Here is a 20,496-nt window from a genome sequence, read left to right as displayed (position 1 = left end):
CCGAAGATGAGTGACAGCCCGCGTCCCGACGACCTCCCCGAGGCCCCGACCGGGTATGCCGCTCTCCCGCCGAGCTACGCGGCGCCCACCGGTGCGTCCGGTCCCGCGGGAGTCCCGTCGAGCACCACCGCGACTGCCCGCTCGTCGCTGCGCACGCTGCTGGCCGCCGTCGCCATCGTCGCCGTCGTGGCTGCCGTCGTGCTCGCGGCCTGGCGCCTCGGCAGCCCGCCCGTGGTGGCCCAGCCCGCGCCGCCTGCCCCCTCTGCGACTCCGGTCGTGCCGATACCCACCCCGACGGCGACGCAGAGCGCGCCCGTCACGGCCGACTACCCGCCGGCCCTGCGTGACTTCTACACCCAGCAGGTCGCGTGGTCCCCCTGCTCCGACAACGCCAAGCACGAGTGCGGCACCATGCAGGTCCCGGTCGACTACGCCGACCCGGCAGGTGGGCGCTTCACGCTGGCTCTGCGCAAGGCGCCGGCGACCGACCCGTCCAGGCGCATCGGTTCGCTCGTGATCAACCCGGGCGGCCCGGGCGGCTCCGGGGTCGAGTACGCCCAGTACTCCTCGTTCGTCTTCTCGCCCGAGGTCCGGGCGGCATACGACATCGTCGGGTTCGACCCGCGCGGCATCGGCGCATCGAGCCCCGTGCGCTGCCTCGGCAACCCCGACATGGACCTGCTCTTCAGCGACGACCCGACGCCCGACTCCGCGGCCGAGCGCACGAAGCTGCTCGCCGACGTCGATGCCATCACCGAGCGGTGCGCGACCCGCGGCGGCGACCGGGCCATGCACATGAGCACGGCCGAGGTGGCGCGCGACATGGACGTCATGCGCGTGCTCCTCGGCGACGAGCGCCTCAACTTCTTCGGCGGCTCCTACGGCACCTTCCTCGGCGCGATGTACGCCGACGCGTTCCCGAAGAAGGTCGGTCGCATGGTGCTCGACTCGGCGATGTCGCCGAACCAGACCGAGCAGCAGGAGATGACCTACGACATCCAGGGCTTCGAGTCCTCGATCGACGCCTTCATCGACTGGTGCGTCGCCCGCCCCGACTGCGCCCTGGGCAACGACAAGGGCAGCGCCCGACAGAAGATCGTCGACCTGCTCGACGCGGTGGAGCAGCACGGCCTGTCGACGAGCAAGCCCGGCCTGACGACGATCGGCGAGGGCTGGGTGGGCTTCTCGATCTTCATGTGCCTCTACTCCGACAGCTCGTGGCCGACCCTGAACCGGGGTCTGGCCCAGGCCCTCACCGGCAGCGGCGACGTCCTGCTCGCCAAGGGGATGTCGGTCGTCGAGCGGAACGCCTCCGGTGCCTACGCGCCGACCACCTACCTGCAGGCGATGATCCCGGTGCGGTGCGCCGACTGGCCCCGCTCGTCGTCCGACCCCTCGCTGGCTGCCGACCAGGCCAAGGCCAAGAAGGACCACCCGCTCTGGGCCCGCATGACCGGCGAGCTGTACGACAACTGCCGCACCTGGCCGACCACGGGGCGCACGCCCAAGGGCACCACACTCGCGGCGGGGGCTGCCCCGATCCTCGTGATCGGCAACGAGCGCGACCCGGCGACGCCCATCGGCGGCACGAAGCAGCTCGCGAAGGACCTCGCATCGGGCGTTCTCCTCACTTCTGACCACGACGGACACGGCACCTACTACGCGGGCAACCCGTGCGTGGACTCCGCCGTGGACGGTTACCTGCTCAGGGGGACTGCGCCGGCCGACGGCTCGACCTGCTGAGCCGACTGCTCGCGCCCTTGGTCTCGCTCGCGATCCTCGCGATCCTCGCGGGCCTGCTCCTGCTCGCATCTGCGCCCGTGACGGGTCCCGCCGAGGAGGTGTCGGCCAGGGGTGAGCGTCACCTGCCCGCTCGGTGCCGAGGCCGAGGCCGTGACGAACGAGTTCGTGGCCTTCCTCGACCGGCTCGACCGGCACCCCCTCGAGACGGGCTACTACGACTGCGCCGACGGCATCGTCGACGACTACCTGGCGCGGCGGCTGGCGCCCGAGGACGGCTTCGTCTGCGAGTCCTGACCCGGGCCGTCAGGGCGGCCACGGATCGCGATTTTTCTCCGGCAGGGGTCGTGCGTATACTCAACCTCCGTGTCCGGTCGCGCCTCGCTCGCGGCCACACAAGCCGCTTTAGCTCAGTCGGCCAGAGCGATTCACTCGTAATGAATAGGTCGTCGGTTCGATTCCGACAAGCGGCTCAGCGCGAGACAGAAGGCCCCCCACTCCTCGGAGTCGGGGGCCTTCTCTGTGCCCACAGGGCCCGGAGCCGTGCCGGGACGGCTCCCGGGAAAGGCGAAGGAGCCCGACCCGCGCGCGCAGGTGGGCTCCTTCGAGGCTGGTGCGGATGGGGGGGTGCGTGCCAGCCGTGGGGGTGTTACAGAAGAGACGTTAGTCAATGAGTGCCCCGGTGTAACCACTTTCGTCGAAATTGTCGCCAATATTTCCTTCGTACCACTCGCGCACCACCCGCCCGACGCTCCGGGCCACTCCCGGCCGACACCTCTCGCGCTCGTGGCTGCAGGGGTTCGGCCTCGGGGGTGACGTCGTCTCGAGCGGCGCAGCACGACACCACCGCAGACTGTGGCCCACGCAGTCCCGACCGGCCCGGCTGTTGCGGACGTCGCCACGGCGTGGTGGCCAGGATGGCAGTCTGCACGACCACGTGGAGCTGTCGAGCTGACGCCACTGCGGGGCAGTTCTGGCACAGTGACCCGGTGACGTCAGCCGGCCCCCACGCGGAGCGAACCCAGCTCGTCCTCGACACGCTCGAGGTGGCCTCGCGCCTTGTCGGCACGAGGCTGGATGCCGTCGGCGCGCCCTTCCCAGGAAGCCGCCGCACGCTCGTGGTGCGGGCGACGGGGGAGGCCGGTGACGCGTACGTGGTCAAACGCTACGTGGGCGAGCAGGGCGCCGAGACGTACGCGCGTGAGGCCTCGGCTCTCGCCGCGCTGGCTGGACGCGCCCGCACGCCGCGGCTGGTCGCGGAGTGCGGCGACCCGCGGCTCGTCGTGATGGACGACCTCGGCGAGGGCCCGCACCTGGCCGACGCCCTCCTCGGGGGCGACGCCGACCGCGCTGCTTCCGGGCTGGGTGGCTGGGCGGATGCCGTCGCGGGTCTGCACGTGGCCGGCCGCACCGTCCGCGAGGCCTTCGTGGCCGGGGTCGGTGACCGCTCGGGCGAAGCGCTGGTGCTCGACTACCTGCCCGGGCAGCTCACCGACGCCGTCACGGAGTGGGACCGCCTGGCTGCCGCCCTCGGAGTCGAGGTGCCGGCCGGCGCGTTCGCGGTGCTCGGGTCGGTGCCGTCCCGCTTCCGGGTCGAGGCCGCGAGCCTCTCGGCGGCCGACATGTGCCCCGACAACAACCTCGTCACCGACGCCGGGCTCGCGCTCCTCGACTTCGAGTGGGCGCTCTGGCGGCCGATCGCCTGGGACGCCGCCTACCTGCGGGTTCCGTGGCCGACGTGCTGGTGTGCCTGGTCCCTCGATGCCGCAGCCGCCGAGGCGGCACTCGCGCGGTGGCGGGCGACCGTCTCGCATACCTGGCCCGAGGTGGCCGGCGCGGACTTCGACGACGACCTCGACCTCGCCACGGAGGCCTGGGCGTGGCTGGCCGGCAGCTGGTGCCTCGGACCGCTCGTCGACGGCGAGCCCGCGCCGACCAACCCGGTGAAGCCGATGCCGCGCATGCCTGACCGGACGCTCCGTTTCCTCCGCACCGCAGCAGCGGGGCGGGCCATCCCCGAGCTCGCCGACGTCGCCCGACGCCTCGCCCAAACCGTCACGACCACGTATGCCGCTCGGCCCGTCCCGCTGGCACCGGCCTTCGCGGCTGGTGTGCTCCGGTGAGCGAGCCCAGGGTGCGGCGGGCGACCGTGGCCGACGTGGCAGCGGTCGTCGAGCTGCGGGCGCTGATGTTCTCCGCCATGGGTGTGCCCGGCGTCGACGACCCGGACTGGCGGGCTGCTGCCACGGAGTGGTTCGGTCGCGAACTCTGCGGACCGCACGTCTGCGTCGTCGTGGCGGACGACCGCGAGGGCAGGGTCGTGGCCGGGGCGATGGGGGCGCTGCGCTTGGAGACGCCCTCGCCGGTCAACCCGAACGGCGTGTGGGGACTGGTCAACAACGTGGCGACCCGACCTGAGGCCCGTCGGCAGGGACTGGCCCGCGCCTGCGTGGTCGGGGTGCTCGACTGGCTGCGCGACGAGACGGCTGCGAGCGTCTTCGAGCGGTTCGCGACCGGGGAGGGCGCCGGCCTCTACGAGGAGCTCGGCTTCGTTCGCACGGCTTGGCCCGCCATGCGCCTGCGCCTCGACCGCTGACCCGACCCACCAGCTCCGCCGGCCCAGCCGGGGCGAGCTGCAGGCCGCGCAGGTTTGGGGGCCGTGGCGCCGGAACCGGCGCGCGGTCAGTCGACGGCGGCGGTCGGGGCGGTGTGTGCCGCGGCGGCGGCGGTGAGGACGCGACCGCACGTCCACGTGAGTGCGACGGCGGCGGCACCCGCGACCACGGTGACGGCATACGCCGGGGTGTGACCGCCCCAGTCGGCGAGCCGTCCGGCGGCAGCCGCCCCGATCGCGTAGCCGAGCCCCGTGGCCGCCGCCAGGGCCGTCATCGCCGCGCCCGTGCGCGAGGCGGGCGTCACCCGCTCGCCGAGGGTGAACGTCGTGATCATGTAGGGCGCGACCGTGCAGCCGAGGACGAGGAGCACGGGGACGAGCGCGGGCAGGGAGCCGACGAGCAGGAGCGGCGCCGACAGCACGAGCAGGCCGACGGCGAACCAGCGCAGGCGCGCCGGCAGGCCGAACCGCGCGGGCAGGGCCGCCACGGCGAGGCCGGCGAGCACGCTGCCGACCCCGAGCAGGGCGTGGAAGTAGCCGGTCGCACCGGCGCTGCCGGCCGAGGTGGCGAGGACCGACGTGCCCGTCTGGACCGATCCGAAGACGCTGCCCACGAGCACCTGTGCGGCGCAGAGCACGACGAGAGCCGGGGTCATGAGACGCCCGACAGCCGCGGTCGCCCCCGACGTCGCAGCGTGGGTGACCGTCGCGGTCTCGTGCAGGGCGAACCACGTGCCGAAGACCGCGAGGCCCAGCGCGGCGAGGGCCAGCGCGGCCGTGGGGCTCGCGACCGAGACGCCGAGGCCGACGAGCGCCGGGCCCAGCACGAACGACGCCTCGTCAGCCGCCCCCTCGTAGGAGAAGGCCGCGTCGACGAGCCGGTGCTGCCGCGGGCCCGTGTCGGCCGTGATCGGACGCCAACGGACCCGGGCCAGCGGGCCGATCTGCGGGAGCAGCAGTCCGGTCGCCGCACTCGCGACGGCGGCTGCGCCCCAAGGCATCCCGGCGTTCACGACGAGCAGGAGGGCGAGCAGCCCGGCCGCGCCGGACAGGGACTGGACGGCGACGACGCGACGCTGACCGAGCCGGTCCGCGCGGGCTCCCCAGAACGGTGCACCGGCGGCGTTGGCGACGGCGAGCGCACCCGCGCAGAAGCCACCGGCGCCGTAGCTGCCGGTATCGTCGGACACGAGCAGGAGGGTGCCGAGCTGGCTCATGGCGAGCGGCATACGGGCGAGGAAGGCGACGACGATGTACGTGCGGCCGGTGAGGCCGAACAGGTGGCGGTACGAGTCGATCGGGGACACAGGGCTGCTCCGGATCTGGTCGCGGGGTGCGCGACGGCGGGTGCGTGCCTACCCGCCCATCAGGTCACGCCGGATCCCTGTGCAGCCCCCAGTGTACGGCGTCCACGGGACCGGGCCGCCGCCCCTCAGTCACGGACGTGGTGCGCATGCCGCACGGACGGCGAGAGGCGGTAGACGACCTCGACCATGGCCGCGCCGACGAGGCCGGTCGCCAGCGACTGCCACAGCAGAGCCCCCGGTGCGTCGAGGTTGAAGAGCTGCGCGGCGAACGGCACGACGAAGGCCAGCACCGCGAGCACGACCATCGCAGCGACGAGCCCGGCCTTCCAGGCCAGGAAGGGACGCGCCAGCACCGCCAGGATCCAGAAGAAGACGGCGAGCAGCGTGATCGTCGCGCCGCTGCCGGGCTGCCAGCAGGCGACCTCCGCCACCGTTCGTCCACCCTCCTCGACGGCGCACCGGGCTGCGAACTGCTCGCGCGGCACGCCGTAGCCGCTGCCGGCGAGCAGGTACGAGGCGATCACCGCCAGTCCCGCGACGGCCCCCGACGGCACGGCGAACCGGAGGATGCGCCCGAGGAACCCCGGCAGGTAGCGGCGCCGGTTCGGCCCCAGCGCGAGGAAGAAGGCGGGGATCCCGATCGTCACCGCGGAGACCAGCGTGAGGTGGCGCGGCAGGAACGGGAAGGGCAGGGAGGCGAGCGCCGCCGCGAGGATCGCGACGAGGCTCATCGCGTTCTTCGCGACGAAGAGGTTGGCGACCCGCTCGACGTTGCCGATGACCCGGCGGCCCTCGGCGAGGACGTCCGGCAGGTGAGAGAACCGGCCGTCGAGCAGGACGAGCTCGGCGACGGCCTTCGTCGCCTGCGCCCCGTTGCCCATCGCCACCCCGATGTCGGCGTCCTTGAGGGCCAGGGCGTCGTTGACCCCGTCGCCCGTCATCGCGACGACGTGCCCGTCGGCCTGCAGGGCGTGGACGAAAGCGCGCTTCTGCTCAGGGGTGACACGGCCGAAGACGGTGGTGCGGGCGAGCACCTCGCGGAGCGCGTCGGCGTCGTCCGGGAGCGTGCGCGCATCGACCGGCTCGCCGACGTCGAGTCCGACCTCGCGGGCGACGGCGGCCACCGTGACGGGGTTGTCGCCCGAGATGACCTTGATCGCGACGTGCTGCTCGGCGAAGTAGGCGAGGGTGTCGCGGGCGTCCGGGCGCACCTGCTCGCTCAGGGTGACGAGCGCGGCGGGCGTGATGTCGCGCGGCAGGGTCGGGTCGGTGAGGTCGATGCCGCTGCGGGCGAGCAGGACCACGCGTCGGCCGGACGCCGCGAGCTCGGCCACCCGGGCCCGGATCGCCTCGATGGCCTCCGGTGGGCTCGGCTGCGGGTCGGCGGCGAGCAGCACCTCCGGGGCGCCGATCACCCACGTCGCGTGGTCGGTGAAGCAGGCGGCGCTCCACTTGCGTGCGGAGTTGAACGGGATGGTGCGGGTGCGCTCCCAGCCGGGCGACGCGAGCACGGCCGCGACGGCCGTCAGCGTGCCGTTGGCGTTGGGGTCGTCGGCGAGCGCGCCCAGCGCACAACGGATCTCGTCGACGTCCTGTCCCTCGATCGACTCGGCGTCCTCGTAGGCGATCTCACCCGCGGTGAGCGTGCCGGTCTTGTCGAGGCAGACGACGTCTACGCGGGCGAGGCCCTCGACGGCGGGGAGCTGCTGCACGAGCACGTTGCGCCGGGTCAGCTGCACGGCCGACAGGAGGAAGGCGACCGAGGTGAGCAGCACGAGCCCCTCGGGCACGAGCCCGACCACTCCGGCAGCGGAGCGGATGACGACCTGCTGCCAGCCGCGGTCGCCGACGGTGCGCCACTGCGACCAGACCGCGATGGGCAGTGCGACCGCGATGACCCACGTGATGTAGCGCAGGAGGGTGTTGACCGACTCCTGGATCTCCGATCGGGTGCGGGTGAACCGGCGGGCGTCCGCGGCGATCCGGTTGACGTAGGCGTCGGCCCCGACGTGTCGTGCGTGGTAGCGCCCGGAGCCGGCGACGACGCTCGTGCCCGACATGATCTCGTCGCCCTCGTCGTGGGCCACGGGATCGGACTCGCCCGTGAGGTTGGCCTCGTTGAGCTCGAGCCCGGCGCTCAGGACGAGAGGCCCGTCGGCCGGCACCTCGTCGCCCGTCCGCAGCTCGACGAGGTCGTCCTGCACGACCTCAGTGGTCGGCACGACGCGCACCTCGCCGTCGCGCACGACCCTGGTCGTGGGCGCGTTGAGCAGCGCGATCCGGTCGAGCTTGCGTTTGGCGAGGTACTCCTGGGTGATGCCGATCGCGGAGTTGACGACGAGGACCAGGCCGAAGAGCCCGTCTGCCCACGACCCGGTCACCATGACCAGGACGAAGAGCGCCCCGAGGATCGCGTTGAAGCGGGTCAGCACGTTGGCCCGCACGATCTCGCCCACCGAGCGGGACGTGCGCTCCGCGAGCCGGTTCACGGCCCCTCGAGCGACGCGCTCGTCGACCTCTGCGCCCGTGAGCCCGGACGCCCGCGTCAGGTGGGTGTCCTCGGCGGTGGTCACGCGCCCATTGTCGTATGCCGCTGAGCAGGCCGCCTCGTGTTCGTGCGGTGAGGGCCCCGAACGGCAACGGTGCCAATGCAGCCGGCGAGACGGCATACGCCCGGTGCCTGCGCCGGCCGGCAGGCCCGGACCTTTGTTACTGATCGGTCTGCGGACGAGTGCGGGGGCGCTCTCGGATCGTGGGACGATTGGCCCGTGACTGAGTCGATCCAACGTGCCCGCGCCACCACCGCCTCCTACTCGATCACGATGCGAATCCACACCGGCACCGACCCGGCCGTCATCGGCACGCTCGCGGTCAAGGTGGCCGAGAGCGGCGGCATCACGACCGCGCTCGACATCGTCGACTCGCACCCCGACCGGCTCGTCATCGACCTCACCTGCTCGGCGAGCAACGCCGAGCACTCGACCGAGATCGTCGCCGCCGTCGAGACGCTCGAGGGCGTGCGGGTGCACAAGGTCTCCGACCGCGTCTTCCTGCTCCACCTCGGCGGCAAGATCTCCGTCGAGAGCAAGGTCAACCTCCGCAACCGCCAGGACCTCGCGATGGCCTACACCCCCGGTGTCGGGCGCGTGAGCCAGGCGCTCTTCGAGCACCCCGAGGACGTCCCGCGCCTCACCATCAAGGGCAACTCGGTGGCGGTCGTCACCGACGGCACGGCCGTCCTCGGGCTCGGCGACATCGGGCCGATGGCGGCGCTGCCCGTCATGGAGGGCAAGGCGGCCCTGTTCAAGCGGTTCGCCGACATCGACGCCTGGCCGATCTGCATCGACACCACCGACGTCGACGAGATCGTGCGCACGGTCGAGCTCATCGCGCCGGGCTTCGGCGGCATCAACCTCGAGGACATCGCGGCGCCCCGGTGCTTCGAGATCGAGGCCAAGCTGCGCGAGCGCCTCTCGATCCCCGTCTTCCACGACGACCAGCACGGCACCGCCATCGTCGTGCTCGCGGCGCTCAAGAACGCGCTGCGCATCATCGACAAGAAGCTGCCGGACGCCCGCATCGTCGTCTCCGGCGGTGGCGCGGCCGGCTCCGCGATCGTCCAGCTGCTCCTCGCCGCCGGCGCGACCGACGTCACGGTGAGCGACCGGCCGGGCCTGCTCAACAAGGCCGACGACTCGCTGACGCCGGCCTGGCGCGAGCTCGCCGAGAAGACCAACCCGCGTGGCCTCACCGGCACGCTCCGCGACGGCCTGCAGGGTGCCGACGTCTTCATCGGCGTCAGCGCCCCGCGCATCCTGCACCCCGACTGGATCGACGAGATGGCCGACAAGCGCATCGTGTTCGCGCTCGCCAACCCCGACCCCGAGGTCGACATCCACGAGGCGACCCAGCGCGCCACCGTCGTCGCCTCCGGGCGCAGCGACTACCCGAACCAGATCAACAACGTCCTGGCGTTCCCCGGGGTCTTCCGAGGGCTGCTCGACGCCCGGGCCACCGACGTCACGACCGAGATGCTCATCAAGGCCGCCGACGCCATCGCGTCCGTCGTCACCGACGAGCAGCTCAACCCGAACTACATCATCCCCAGCGTCTTCCAGCCCGACATGAGCAAGACGGTCGCCAGGGCGATCGTCGACTGCGTGCCCAAGGCGCCTTCCAGCAACATCCCGACGACCGGGGCCAGCTGAGGACGAAAGACAGGATGACGAGCACCTCCCACTCCGGACAGCTCTATCCTCTCGACGGTCGGCGCGCCTGGGCCGTGTGGGCCGCGGCGATCGCCGTCTACGTCCTCGCCGTCTTCCACCGCACCTCGCTCGGTGTCGCCGGCCTCGAGGCCGCCGATCGCTTCGGCATCAGCAGCTCGCAGCTGTCCACGTTCACCATCGTGCAGGTCTTCGTCTACGCGGCGATGCAGCTGCCGGTCGGGGCGCTGCTCGACCGCTACGGGTCGAAGAAGCTGCTCGGCATCGGCCTCACCCTGCTCACGGCGGCCCAGCTCGGCTTCGCGTTCGTGCACTCGTTCCCGGCCGCACTGGTGTGCCGGGTGCTGCTCGGCATCGGCGACGCGATGGTCTTCATCTCGGTGCTGCGACTCGTCGCGCTCTGGTTCTCACCTCGTCGCACGCCGATGGTCACCCAGCTGACCGGTGTCCTCGGGCAGATCGGCGCCTTCGCCTCCGCGGGCCCGCTGGCTGCCGCGCTCGACCGGTTCGGCTGGACGCCGTCGTATGCCGTCGCCGCCTCCTTCGGGGTGGTCACCGGCGTCGCGCTGGTGGTCCTCGTCAAGGACAGCCCGTACGCCGACCGTCGCCGCGACGAGCTGCGACTGCGGGCCGTCGCCCGCACCCTGCGGTCGGCCTGGCTGGTGCCGGGCACCCGCCTCGGCCTGTGGTCGCACTTCACGTCGCAGTTCGCCGCGAACATGTTCACGATGCTGTGGGGCTTCCCGTTCCTCGTTGCAGGAGAAGGACTCTCACCGGCAACGGCCAGCATCCTGCTCATGGCCATGGTGATCACGACGGTCGTCTCCAGCCCTGTCATCGGCACGCTGACGATGCGCTACCCGTTCTCGCGCAGCACGCTGGTGCTGTGGATCGTGGCCGCCGCCGTCGTGGCGTGGACGGTCGTGCTGATCTGGCCCGGCCGTGCGCCGCTGTGGCTGCTGGTCGCGCTCGTCGTGGTGATCGCCGTCGGCGGCCCGGGCTCCATGATCGGTTTCGACCTGGCGCGCACCTTCAACCCGCCGACTCGCCTCGGCAGCGCCTCGGGCATCGTCAACACCGGCGGCTTCGTCGCGACGCTCACCGCAGTGGCGCTCGTCGGTGTCGTGCTGGACCACGTCGCCCCCGCAGGGCCGTCGACGTGGGACGTCGACTCGTTCCGCATCGCGATGACGGTGCAGTACCCCGTGTGGGCCCTCGGCATCGTGCAGGTCCTGCGCTACCGGCACAGGTCGCGTCGCGCCATGCTCGAGGCCGACCCGGAGGCGTATGCCGCCATGCAGGCAGGCCGCTCCGTCACCTTCCACTGACGACCCCGCCACCGTCGAGTGGCCACCCGTGGGCGCTTCGTGCACGTCGAGTGGCCACGGGAGGTCGGCGCGGCGCTAGCGTGCCGAGGGAGGAGGCGCGATGGCGACGTGGGCCGACGTGGACGAGATGGCCGGGCGGCTGCCCGGGGCCGGGCGCGGGGTCGCCCACTCGGGCTCGCCCGCCTGGTACGCCGGACGGCATACGTTCGCTCGCCTGCGTCGGGACGACGACGGGCACGAGCTCGTCCAGGTCTGGACCGGGGAGATGGACACCGGTCGGGCGCTCGCCGGCAGACGCGACACGTTCGTGCGCATCGACACCTTCCGCTACCGCGTCACGATGTGGGCGCGCCTGGACCTGCTCGACGATCGTGAGCTCGCCGAGCTGCTGCTCGACTCCTACGACATCCGCGGGGGCCGACGCCGCCGCGGGGGCACCGGCATCGAGCACCTCCTCCGCTGAGCATCGGACGCGCGAACGCGGCGTTCGATGCCGAACGCCGTGTCGTACCGGCGAGTTCGGCACCGAACGCCGCATTCGGTGAGGTGGTTCGAGGGGGTGGTTCGAGGGGGTCAGGCGTCGCCGACGGTGAGGGCCTCTGCCTCGGTCTGCGAGGCGACCGGCTCTGCGCCGTGGCCGGGTGCTTCGTCGAGAGCGCCGATGACCCTGCGGGCGGTCGACAGTACGACGACGGCGAGCACGACGGCGACCGAACCGACCCAGAACGGCAGGTGGATCGACCGCTCACCGAGGTTTCCGGCGAGCCACGGGGCGACCGCACCGCCACTGAAGCGGACGAAGCTGTATGCCGCCGACGCGACGCCGCGCTCGACGGGCGCGACCTTCATGACCGTCTCGGTGATGAGCGTGTTGTTCACGCCGAGGAACGCGCCGGCAAGGATGACGCCGACGACGAGGACGGCCTTGTGGTCCGTCGCGACCGCCATGACGGCGAGGATCACGGCGAAGCCGAGCAGCGCTCCCACGATTCCGGCCATGGTGCCGAACCGGCGCTGCACCATCGGCGCCACGAACACCGAGGTGATGGCGAGCAGCAGGCCCCAGCCGAAGAAGATGAAGCCGATCTCGTGGGCGCCCATCGCCAGGGGGAACGGTGTGAAGGCGAGGAGCGTGAAGAAGCCGAAGTTGTAGAGCAGCGCCGTGACGCCGACGGTGAGCAGGCCGCGGTGGCCGAGGGCCTTGAGCGGCGCGGTGATCGACGTCGGGCGCGCGGCCGGGGGCGTAGCCGGCAGGGTCGTCACGGTCGCGATGAAGGCGACGGCCATGAGGACGGCGACGCCGTAGAACGGCCAGCGCCACGAGATGCCGCCGAGCCAGCCACCGAGCAGTGGGCCGGTCGCGATGCCGACACCAAGGGCGGCCTCGTAGAGGATGATCGCCTGCTTCACCGAGCCGGATGCCGCGTTGACGATCGTCGCGAGTGCCGTCGCGATGAACAGCGCGTTGCCGAGCCCCCAGAGGGCGCGGAAGGCGACGATGCCGCCGACGGTGTCCTGGCTGCCCGCCAGGGCGGAGCCGACGATGATCAGGGCCAGGCCGAGCAGGAGGGTGCGCTTGGCGCCGACGCGGCTGCTCACCCAGCCGGTGCCGAGCATCGCGACCCCCATGACGGCGAGGTAGCTCGTGAAGAGGAGCGAGACCTGCGAGGGGCCAGCGCCGAGCTCGTCGGCGATCGGCTTGAGGATGGGGTCGACGAGGCCGATGCCCATGAAGGAGATCACGCAGGCGAAGGCGATCGACCAGACGGTCTTGGGTTGACGCCACATGGGGTGGTCATCCGTCCTTTCGGGTGGGGTGGTGGTCGGTGGTGCCCGAGGCCAGGGCCAGCAGCTCGTTCATGACCTCGATGGCGACCTGGACGCGGGCGAGGGCCGGGCCGTCGAGCTGGTCGAGGACGGGGGACAGGACGGCCAGCCGGGCCCGGCGCACGCTCTCGAGCGCGGCCTGGCCCTCGTCGCTGAGCGAGACCACCGTGGCTCGTGCGTCGTCGGGGTCGGATGCGCGGTGCACCCAGCCCGAGGCCTCGAGACGCTGCAGCTGGGTGGTGATGGTCGGCTGGCTGCTGTGATCGGCAGCCGCGAGCGTGCTGACCCGCGAGGGGCCGAGCTCGTCGAGCAGGGCGAGCAGCCGGGCCTGCGCGAAGGGCACGTCGAACGAGGCGTGTCGGCTGGCCCAGCGCGAGAGTCGCGCGGCCGACCGCAGCAGGTCGTTGCCCAGGGTTGTCGGAACGGTCACCCGATCCAATTTACATAGAGAACCTATGTATATCAAGTCGAAGATGCGCGGCCAGACCGTTCGACCCGGTCAGGCGCGGACGATCCCGTCGACGACGACCTCGAGCATCGGCCGCACCTCGATCGCGGCGCGGCTGGTGTCGGCGACGCTCGCCACGCCGCTGACCAGGCGCATCACGTTGGCCGGGTCGACACCGGGCCGCAGCTCACCGCGCTCGTCGAGGTGCTCGATGACGCGGCGGTTGGCCTCGCCCATGACGCGGCACTTGCGGTACATCGGCGAGGCGGGGTCGTCCATGGCCGCGCAGATCTTCGTGGCAGCGCCACGGTGGAGCGTGATGTGCTCGATGAAGTGCTCGAACCAGTCGAGCAGCATCGCGGGGGCGGGTGCGTCGGTCGCGATGGCGGCGTCGGCGTCGGAGGCCACGCGGTCGGTCCAGTCCTGCATGAGCGCGTCGACGAGCGCCTCGCGGGTGGGGAAGTGCCGGTAGAGGGTGCCGGGGCCGACGCCGGCGCGCTTGGCGATCTCGTCGAGGGAGGAGTCCGTGCCCCGCTCGGTGAAGACCACGCGGGCCGTCGCGAGGATCTTCTCGTAGTTGCGGCGGGCGTCGGCCCGCATCGGGCGAGCAGATTCCTGAGGAGTTTCCGGAGCGTCCGTGGCCGGCGGATTCGTTTGCGTGGCAACGGATCCCGGCGACGAGTCGAGCGTCGCCTTGCCGGTGTCGGCAGGCGTCACGAGAAACTCCCTTGCTAAAACGGAGACTGTCTCCGTATTGTGGGTCAAGCAGAACCGGAGTGGTTCTCCGCTAATCGTAGCGCCGACCGTCGTCAAAGAGGAGTCGAGCACCCATGACAACCACCATCCGTCCCACCCGACAGGCCGTGCGCATGCACATGTCGCACCTCGCGACCACCCACCGCGCACCGCTCGTCAGCCGAAACCACGGCGCCGCCCGCACCGCGGGCGCCGCCCGCACCCGCGCCACGGCGTTCACGCCGATGGCGCCGGAGGGCGGCACGCACGAGAAGCCGCGGCAGCAGGTCCACACCCAGATCCAGACGCAGATCCAGACGCAGTTCCACCCGACCCTCCAGGAATCCTGAGGCCCTGATGTCGACCAGCACCACACAGGCGCCCACCGGCGCCACCCCCGTCACCTCGTCCCACCCATCCATCTCGTCCGCCCCTGCCGATGCCTCGAGCCCCCGCGCCGCGCGCCGGGCCGCCATCGGAGTCGGCGTCGTGCTCGTGGCGCAGCTCATGCTCGTGCTCGACGCCACCGTCGTGAACGTCGCCCTGCCGCACATCCAGACCGACCTGGGCTTCTCGCCGGCCGGCCTGTCGTGGGTGCTCAACGCGTACACCCTCGCCTTCGGTGGCCTGCTGCTCCTCGGCGGCCGCCTCGGCGACGTGCTCGGGCGGCTGCGCACCTTCGAGCTCGGCCTCGGTCTCTTCACCGTCGCGAGCCTCCTCGGCGGACTCGCGACGTCACCCGCCTGGCTCATCGCCGCGCGCACCCTGCAGGGCGTCGGCGCCGCACTGGCCGCTCCCGGAGTGCTCGCCCTCGTGACGACCAGCGCCCCGAACGAGGCGGCCCGCAACCGCGCCCTGGCCCTCTTCACCGCCGTCTCGTCGGCCGGCGCGTCCATCGGCCTGCTCCTCGGCGGCGCGCTCACCGACTTCGTCAGCTGGCACTGGACCCTGTTCGTCAACGTCCCGATCGGCATCGGTGTGCTGCTCCTCGCGCGACGCTTCGTCTCCGAGACGCCACGCATCCGCGGTCGTTTCGACGTCGTCGGTGCGGTCACCGCCACCCTCGGATCGGTCGCGGTCGTGCACGGCTTCATCAGTGCCGCCGACCGCGGGTGGACGGCGCCGCTCACCCTCGCCTCGTTCGTCGTCGGCGTGGCCCTGATCGGTCTGTTCGTCCGCACCGAGAACCGCGTTCCCGCACCCCTGCTGCCGCTCTCGCTCGTGCGCAACCGCACCCGCGGCGGAGCCCTCGTGCTCATGGCGCTCGTCGTCGGCGCGCAGTTCTCGACGTTCTTCCTCGTGACGCAGTACCTCCAGCTCGTGCTCGGCTTCAGCCCGGTCGCCACCGGTGCGGCGTTCCTCCCGCTCAGCCTCGCGATCTTCGCGACCTCGCGGGTCAGCGCCCGGCTCGTCGCCAGGGTCGGCCCCCGGCCGATGCTCCTCGTCGGCACGCTGGGTCTCACCGCGAGCTTCGTGTGGCTGAGCTCGATCTCGACCACGAGCACGTATGCCGGCCACCTCCTGGGTGCGCTGGTGCTCAACGGAGTCTCGGCCGCGCTCGTCTTCATGCCGGTCACGGTGGTCGTGCTCGGCGGCGTCGAGCGGTCCCAGGCCGGCACGGTCTCGGGCCTGCTCCAGACGGCGCAGCAGCTCGGCGGCGCGGTCGGCCTGGCCGCCATCGTCAGCGTGTACGCGTCGCAGTCGGTGCCGGGGCAGTTCGTCCCCGGCGTCGAGCCGGCCTTCTACACCTCGGCGAGCTTCACGCTCGTGGCCCTGCTCGTCGCCGCGGTGGTGCTCCGGCCGCGTCGGGAGCCTGCGCCCGAGGTGGCCGCGGCCGAGCCGACACCCGAGAGGGTCGCAGTGGCGGCAGCCGACAGCGCCGAGGCCGGCTGACCCTCGGCCTACGCCACCACACCCGCCCGCGAGACCCAGCCTCGAAACCCCCACGTTCTTCACGCCGAACGCGGTGTTCGGTCTCGAGCTCGCTGATCCAACAGCGAGCTCGCGACCGAACGCCGCGTTCCCGCATGGGTGGGCGAACGGCTGGTCCGGCCGGCTCCGTGGCGAGAGGTCACGCAGCGGCCGAGGCGACCGAGATGCCGACGGCGACGAGCGCGGCCGCGCTGACGCCTTCGATCGTGCGTTTGGCCCGGGGTTGCGAGAGCAGCCCCCGGCCCCGGTGGGCGAGCTGCACGCCGACGACGTTCCAGAGTCCCGCGACGAGGGTCCACAGCGCGCCCAGGGCGAGCGTCGTCATCGCCGCGGCCGACCCCGGTGCGACGAACTGTGGCAGCACCGAGACCGCCGTCACCGGGCACCGTGGGTTGGCGAGCGAGGTCGTCGCCGCGGTCCGGAAGCTGTCCCGCCTTCCTACCGAGAGAGCACTCCGTCCGCCTCCATGGGGAGTGCCTGTTCGCCGGGGCATGACGGAGTGCTCTCTCGACTGGACGATGAGGTGGCCGGATGTGGGTTTCGCCTGCCTCAGCACTCGTAGCCCTGATAACAGCCCGTTCGTGACCAGCAGGACGGCCCCCACCACCTGGAACCCCGTGAAGGCCTGGGGATGCCGGGTGGCCAGCGTTCCCAGGCCGAGGGCGACGGCCGCCGACCAGGCGAGGATGCCCATGCTCGTGCCGGCGATCGCGGCATACCCTCCCGGTCGCCCGTGCGCGACGGTCTCGCGCAGGACGACGAGGTTGTTGACGCCGGGCACGAGGACGAGCGACACGGCGACGGGCAGGAAGGCGAGGAGAGCGGCTGCGATGGTCACGTCACCGAGTCTTCGCTGGAACCAGACGTCAGAGAAGTCACATCGATGATGTGCAGCATTAAGATTTCTTGATGCGGATCGAACCGGAACAGCTGCGTATGCTCGCGCTCGTCGGCGCTCACGGTTCCCTGGCCGGCGCGGCCGCCGAGCTCGGAGTCACGCCAGCCGCAGTCACCGGTCAGGTGGCCCGGGCCGAGCGCCAGTGGGGCGTCCCGCTCGTCGTGCGTGGCTCGCGCGGCGCCCGGCTCACCGATGCCGGGGAGGCGCTGGCGGCCCACGGCCGCGAGATCGACGCGGTGTGCGAGCTGGCCGAGTCGCAGATGTCCGGCACCCTGACGCGTACGTCCCGGCGCCTGCGCATCGGCACCTTCATGTCCGCGGCCCTGCGCGTGCTCCCGGAGGCGGTCACAGCCCTGCGCCACCGGCACCCCGAAGGGGACCTGTCCATCGTCGAGGGCACGAGCCCCGACCTGCTCGAGCGGGTCGCGGCCGGCGAGCTCGACGTCGCCGTCATCGGCACCTACGGCGAGGCGCCGACCCTGCCGGCCTGGCTCACGGCCACCCGCCTCTTCCGTGACCCGCTGGTGCTGTGCCTGCCGAGCGACCACCGGCTGGCGGGGACGTCAGTGGACCAGCGAGTGCGGATGAGCCAGCTGCGCGGCGACCGGTGGATCGTGATCCTCGCCGGCCAGGCGGCGCGCGACCAGTTCGACGCCGCCGCGTCGGCAGCCGGCATCGAGCCGAGCATCCAGTTCGAGACCGAGTCGTACGACGTGGCGCAAGCCCTCGTGGCCACCGGGCTCGGGGTCGCCGTCATCTCGCAGATGGCTGCTCGCGCGATGCCCGGCACGACCCACCGTGAGCTCGAGCGTCCCCGCCTGCACCGCGAGCTGTGGGCCGTCCACTCGCGGGACACCAGACTCACCCCGCTCGTCGACGAGTTCGTCGACCTCGTCGGTCAGGTCTGCGTCGAGCTCACCGACCGCTGGGCCGGCGCCCCCCTGTCCGAGGTCGTTTCCGCCCAGTCCTGACCGGCCGCCGTCACCCACGGCCTCGGCGACTCGCGACGTTCGCCGTCTTCATGGCCGCGACATGGCTGACCCTCCGCCTCCTCGGGTGAGGTGACGGAGGGCCGGCGCGGAAGCGGGGGAGGTCAGTGACCCTGCGGCATCGCCCAGCGGGCCGTGGAGACGCCCTGCTCCTTGGCGCGTTCGAGCGCCTCGCCGATGATCTTCTCGGCGGCCTCGCGGTCGCCCCAGTCGGAGGCCTCGACGTGCTTGCCCGGCTCGAGGTCCTTGTAGCGCTCGAAGAAGTGCTGGATCTCGGCGAGGGTGAACTTGCTGATGTCGGTGATGTCCTGGATGTCGGCGGTGCGCGGGTCGACCGGCACGCAGAGCACCTTGTCGTCGCCGCCGGCCTCGTCGGTCATGTGGAAGATCCCGACCGGACGGGCCTCGACGACGACGCCGGGGAAGAGCGGCTCAGGCAGCAGCACGAGGGCGTCCAGCGGGTCGCCGTCCTCACCGAGGGAGTCCTCGATGTAGCCGTAGTCCGCGGGGTAGGCCATCGGGGTGAAGAGGTAGCGGTCGAGGCGGACACGGCCGGTCTCGTGGTCGATCTCGTACTTGTTGCGCTGTCCGCGCGGGATCTCGATGGTGACGTCGAACTCCACGTCTTCCCCTTCTTCACGGTCTTCGGTAGGCGGCTCGGGTGCCGAGGCACCCGGCGGCGGCTGACAGAATCGTCCGCGACAGTGTGTCAGCAAGGGCGGTCCTCGCGCGAAACACGACGGACGGCGGACGGGGGGTGAGCGGCATGGTGCGATGGGCGACGCGGCGGGCGCCCCGCTTCACCTACGGCGTCGCGGCCGCGTGGTCGGCCGTGACGGTCCTGCTCGGGTATGCCGTCCTCGACGTCGCCGACGCCGCCCCGGGCGTGCTGACGCTGCGACCGCTGCCGCCACCCCCGCCCACCGAGTACGTCGCCGGGCGCACGCTGCCCCTCGTGCCGCAGCCGAGCCTGCCCGTCTCCGCCGACGTGCCGCTCCCGGCGCTCGCGGGCGAGACCGCCGCCGCGACACCGGCGGGCGTCGACCAGGCGCTCGCGCCGGTGCTGGCGATGTCGGCCCTGCGCGACTCGGCCGTCGTGGTGCGCGACGGGCAGACCGGCGCGGTGCTGCTCGACCGGGGCGGCGACGAGCTGCGCATCCCGGCCTCGACGACGAAGCTGCTGTCTGCGGCCGCCATCGGCCAGGCCTTCGGGCCTGACGAGACCCTGCGTACGGTCGTGCGCGAGGGCGACCGGCCCGACCAGATCGTGCTCGTCGCGGGCGGTGACTCGCTGCTCGCACCGGGCAAGGGTGACCCCGAGGCGGTGGCCGGTCATGCCGGCCTGCGCGACCTCGCCGGCCAGGTCGCGGCGGCCCTGGCGAGGAGCGGCAACCGCAGCGTCACCCTCTACGTCGACGAGACGTACGCCGACGGCCCCACCACGGCGCCCACCTGGAGCCCCGGTTTCCGCAGCTCCGGCATCACCGGCGCCGTCGCCATGCTCGGGCTCTCCAGCCAGCGGGCCACCGGTGGCCACCCCGGGCCCGCCGACCCTGTGGCTGCCGTGCGCACGCGGTTCGCCCAGCAGCTCGCGGCGCTCGGCGTCGACGTGCGGGTCGCGCCGCGCGGCGACGCTCCCGGCACCCCCGGCTCGCCCATGCCCACCCCCGGCACGAAGGCCGCCACCGGCACCCCCGGCGCCAGCCCCACGACGTCCCCGACCGACGACGCCGGCACCACCACCCCCACCACCCCCACCGCCACCGCCACGGCCACCGCCACCGCCCAGGTCGGCGGGCGCGGCTCCGTGCTCGGCAGCGTCGAGTCCGCGCCGGTCCGCGAGCAGCTGGCCCTCGCGCTCACCGACAGCGACAACGCGCTCACCGAGATCCTCGCCCGGCAGGCTGCCTACCGTTCCGGTGCCGCCACCGACTTCGCCGCCGTGGGCGGCTGGGTCGTCGAGCAGGTCGCGGCCCTCGGCCCGTCCACCGACGGCGTACGCCTCGTCGACGCGAGCGGGCTCTCCCGCGAGAACCGGGTGCGCGCCGACCTGCTCGCCGACGTGCTCGTGCTCGGCTACGACGGCAGCCACCCCGTGCTGCGCAGCGCCCTCGACGGGCTGCCCATCGCCGGGCTGACCGGCACCCTCGAGCAGCGGCTCACCGGGTCCGACCACGTGGCCGCCGGCCGGGCCCGCGCCAAGACGGGCACGCTCACGGGCGCCAACGCCCTCGCGGGCAGCGTCGTCGACGACGACGGTCGGCTCCTCGTCTTCGTGGGTATGGTCGCCGGAGCGGGAACCAACGACGCCCGGGCGGCGTTGGACCGACTGGTAGCGACAGTCGCCTCGTGCGGGTGCCGCTGACGGGCCGAGAGCCAGCTCGGAGAGTGCGATCGCCACGGCGTTCGGGCTCGTCCGCGGTTGGCCGCGCCCCCAGACACCACGCGCGAA

Annotated in this window: 18 protein-coding genes and 1 tRNA gene; 12 read left to right on the top strand and 7 right to left on the bottom strand. The window is 72.3% G+C overall.

The annotated features are described in order from the left end of the window. Positions 1 to 6: 6 nt before the first annotated feature. The 5 genes from ACFQ2V_RS05355 (at position 7) to ACFQ2V_RS05335 (ending at position 4,336) form a co-directional block, all read left to right on the top strand. The gene (locus ACFQ2V_RS05355; protein ID WP_386051426.1) at positions 7 to 1,743 is read left to right on the top strand and encodes an alpha/beta hydrolase; all 1,737 of its coding nucleotides are present in this window, start codon (positions 7 to 9) and stop codon (positions 1,741 to 1,743) included. 111 nt (positions 1,744 to 1,854) lie between these two features. Next, positions 1,855 to 2,037 (top strand): hypothetical protein, encoded by a 183-nt coding sequence (locus tag ACFQ2V_RS05350; RefSeq protein ID WP_386051424.1) that lies wholly within the window; start codon positions 1,855 to 1,857, stop codon positions 2,035 to 2,037. Positions 2,038 to 2,139: 102 nt separating this feature from the next. Continuing rightward, positions 2,140 to 2,213 (top strand) — tRNA-Thr (locus ACFQ2V_RS05345). Between the two features lie 516 nt (positions 2,214 to 2,729). After that, on the top strand, positions 2,730 to 3,863 hold the full coding sequence (locus ACFQ2V_RS05340) for a hypothetical protein (protein ID WP_386051422.1): 1,134 nt from the start codon (positions 2,730 to 2,732) through the stop codon (positions 3,861 to 3,863). Beyond that, positions 3,860 to 4,336, top strand: a complete 477-nt coding sequence (locus tag ACFQ2V_RS05335) for a GNAT family N-acetyltransferase (protein ID WP_386051420.1) — start codon at positions 3,860 to 3,862, stop codon at positions 4,334 to 4,336. The genes ACFQ2V_RS05340 and ACFQ2V_RS05335 overlap by 4 nt, the downstream gene beginning before the upstream one ends. 86 nt (positions 4,337 to 4,422) lie before the next feature. Here the strand turns inward: ACFQ2V_RS05335 and ACFQ2V_RS05330 are convergent, their stop codons facing one another. Continuing rightward, the gene (locus ACFQ2V_RS05330) at positions 4,423 to 5,661 is read right to left on the bottom strand and encodes an MFS transporter (RefSeq protein WP_386051417.1); all 1,239 of its coding nucleotides are present in this window, start codon (positions 5,659 to 5,661) and stop codon (positions 4,423 to 4,425) included. A 125-nt stretch (positions 5,662 to 5,786) separates the two neighbouring features. After that, on the bottom strand, positions 5,787 to 8,234 hold the full coding sequence (locus tag ACFQ2V_RS05325; RefSeq protein WP_386051415.1) for an HAD-IC family P-type ATPase: 2,448 nt from the start codon (positions 8,232 to 8,234) through the stop codon (positions 5,787 to 5,789). 249 nt (positions 8,235 to 8,483) lie between these two features. Here ACFQ2V_RS05325 and ACFQ2V_RS05320 point away from each other — a divergent pair, with 249 nt between their 5' ends. The 3 genes from ACFQ2V_RS05320 (at position 8,484) to ACFQ2V_RS05310 (ending at position 11,678) form a co-directional block, all read left to right on the top strand. Continuing rightward, the gene (locus ACFQ2V_RS05320; protein WP_386051624.1) at positions 8,484 to 9,869 is read left to right on the top strand and encodes an NAD-dependent malic enzyme; all 1,386 of its coding nucleotides are present in this window, start codon (positions 8,484 to 8,486) and stop codon (positions 9,867 to 9,869) included. Positions 9,870 to 9,883: 14 nt separating this feature from the next. Further along, entirely contained in the window at positions 9,884 to 11,215 is a 1,332-nt protein-coding gene (locus ACFQ2V_RS05315) for an MFS transporter (protein WP_386051413.1), read from the top strand. Between the two features lie 100 nt (positions 11,216 to 11,315). Further along, on the top strand, positions 11,316 to 11,678 hold the full coding sequence (locus tag ACFQ2V_RS05310) for a hypothetical protein (RefSeq protein ID WP_386051411.1): 363 nt from the start codon (positions 11,316 to 11,318) through the stop codon (positions 11,676 to 11,678). Between the two features lie 110 nt (positions 11,679 to 11,788). On the opposite strand, the gene ACFQ2V_RS05305 is transcribed toward ACFQ2V_RS05310, so the two are convergent. The 3 genes from ACFQ2V_RS05305 to ACFQ2V_RS05295 form a co-directional block, all read right to left on the bottom strand. Next, positions 11,789 to 13,003 carry an MFS transporter gene (locus ACFQ2V_RS05305; RefSeq protein ID WP_386051409.1) on the bottom strand — a complete coding sequence of 405 codons (1,215 nt, stop codon included), beginning with the start codon at positions 13,001 to 13,003 and terminating at the stop codon, positions 11,789 to 11,791. A 7-nt stretch (positions 13,004 to 13,010) separates the two neighbouring features. After that, positions 13,011 to 13,472, bottom strand: a complete 462-nt coding sequence (locus ACFQ2V_RS05300) for a MarR family winged helix-turn-helix transcriptional regulator (protein WP_386051408.1) — start codon at positions 13,470 to 13,472, stop codon at positions 13,011 to 13,013. A gap of 69 nt (positions 13,473 to 13,541) precedes the next feature. Next, positions 13,542 to 14,090, bottom strand: coding sequence for a TetR/AcrR family transcriptional regulator (locus tag ACFQ2V_RS05295; RefSeq protein ID WP_386051406.1), 549 nt, complete (start codon positions 14,088 to 14,090; stop codon positions 13,542 to 13,544). 230 nt (positions 14,091 to 14,320) lie between these two features. Between ACFQ2V_RS05295 and ACFQ2V_RS05290 the strand changes: the two genes are divergently transcribed. After that, positions 14,321 to 14,575, top strand: coding sequence for a hypothetical protein (locus tag ACFQ2V_RS05290; protein ID WP_386051405.1), 255 nt, complete (start codon positions 14,321 to 14,323; stop codon positions 14,573 to 14,575). Between the two features lie 7 nt (positions 14,576 to 14,582). Further along, positions 14,583 to 16,118: an MFS transporter gene (locus ACFQ2V_RS05285; RefSeq protein ID WP_386051404.1), complete on the top strand. Its 1,536-nt coding sequence runs from the start codon at positions 14,583 to 14,585 to the stop codon at positions 16,116 to 16,118. Between the two features lie 178 nt (positions 16,119 to 16,296). On the opposite strand, the gene ACFQ2V_RS05280 is transcribed toward ACFQ2V_RS05285, so the two are convergent. Then, positions 16,297 to 16,995 carry a LysE family translocator gene (locus tag ACFQ2V_RS05280; RefSeq protein ID WP_386051402.1) on the bottom strand — a complete coding sequence of 233 codons (699 nt, stop codon included), beginning with the start codon at positions 16,993 to 16,995 and terminating at the stop codon, positions 16,297 to 16,299. A gap of 71 nt (positions 16,996 to 17,066) precedes the next feature. Between ACFQ2V_RS05280 and ACFQ2V_RS05275 the strand changes: the two genes are divergently transcribed. Beyond that, entirely contained in the window at positions 17,067 to 18,026 is a 960-nt protein-coding gene (locus ACFQ2V_RS05275; RefSeq protein WP_386051400.1) for a LysR family transcriptional regulator, read from the top strand. 122 nt (positions 18,027 to 18,148) lie between these two features. On the opposite strand, the gene ACFQ2V_RS05270 is transcribed toward ACFQ2V_RS05275, so the two are convergent. Further along, positions 18,149 to 18,667, bottom strand: coding sequence for an inorganic diphosphatase (locus ACFQ2V_RS05270; RefSeq protein ID WP_386051398.1), 519 nt, complete (start codon positions 18,665 to 18,667; stop codon positions 18,149 to 18,151). Between the two features lie 143 nt (positions 18,668 to 18,810). On the opposite strand from ACFQ2V_RS05270, the gene ACFQ2V_RS05265 reads away from it, so the two are divergent. Then, complete coding sequence (locus tag ACFQ2V_RS05265; RefSeq protein WP_386051395.1) at positions 18,811 to 20,409, top strand: D-alanyl-D-alanine carboxypeptidase/D-alanyl-D-alanine-endopeptidase; 1,599 nt, start codon at positions 18,811 to 18,813, stop codon at positions 20,407 to 20,409. Positions 20,410 to 20,496: the final 87 nt, after the last annotated feature.

This window comes from Terrabacter terrigena (assembly GCF_042676085.1).
Lineage (GTDB): Bacteria > Actinomycetota > Actinomycetes > Actinomycetales > Dermatophilaceae > Terrabacter > Terrabacter terrigena.
This window is presented reverse-complemented; position numbering and strand designations above follow the sequence as displayed.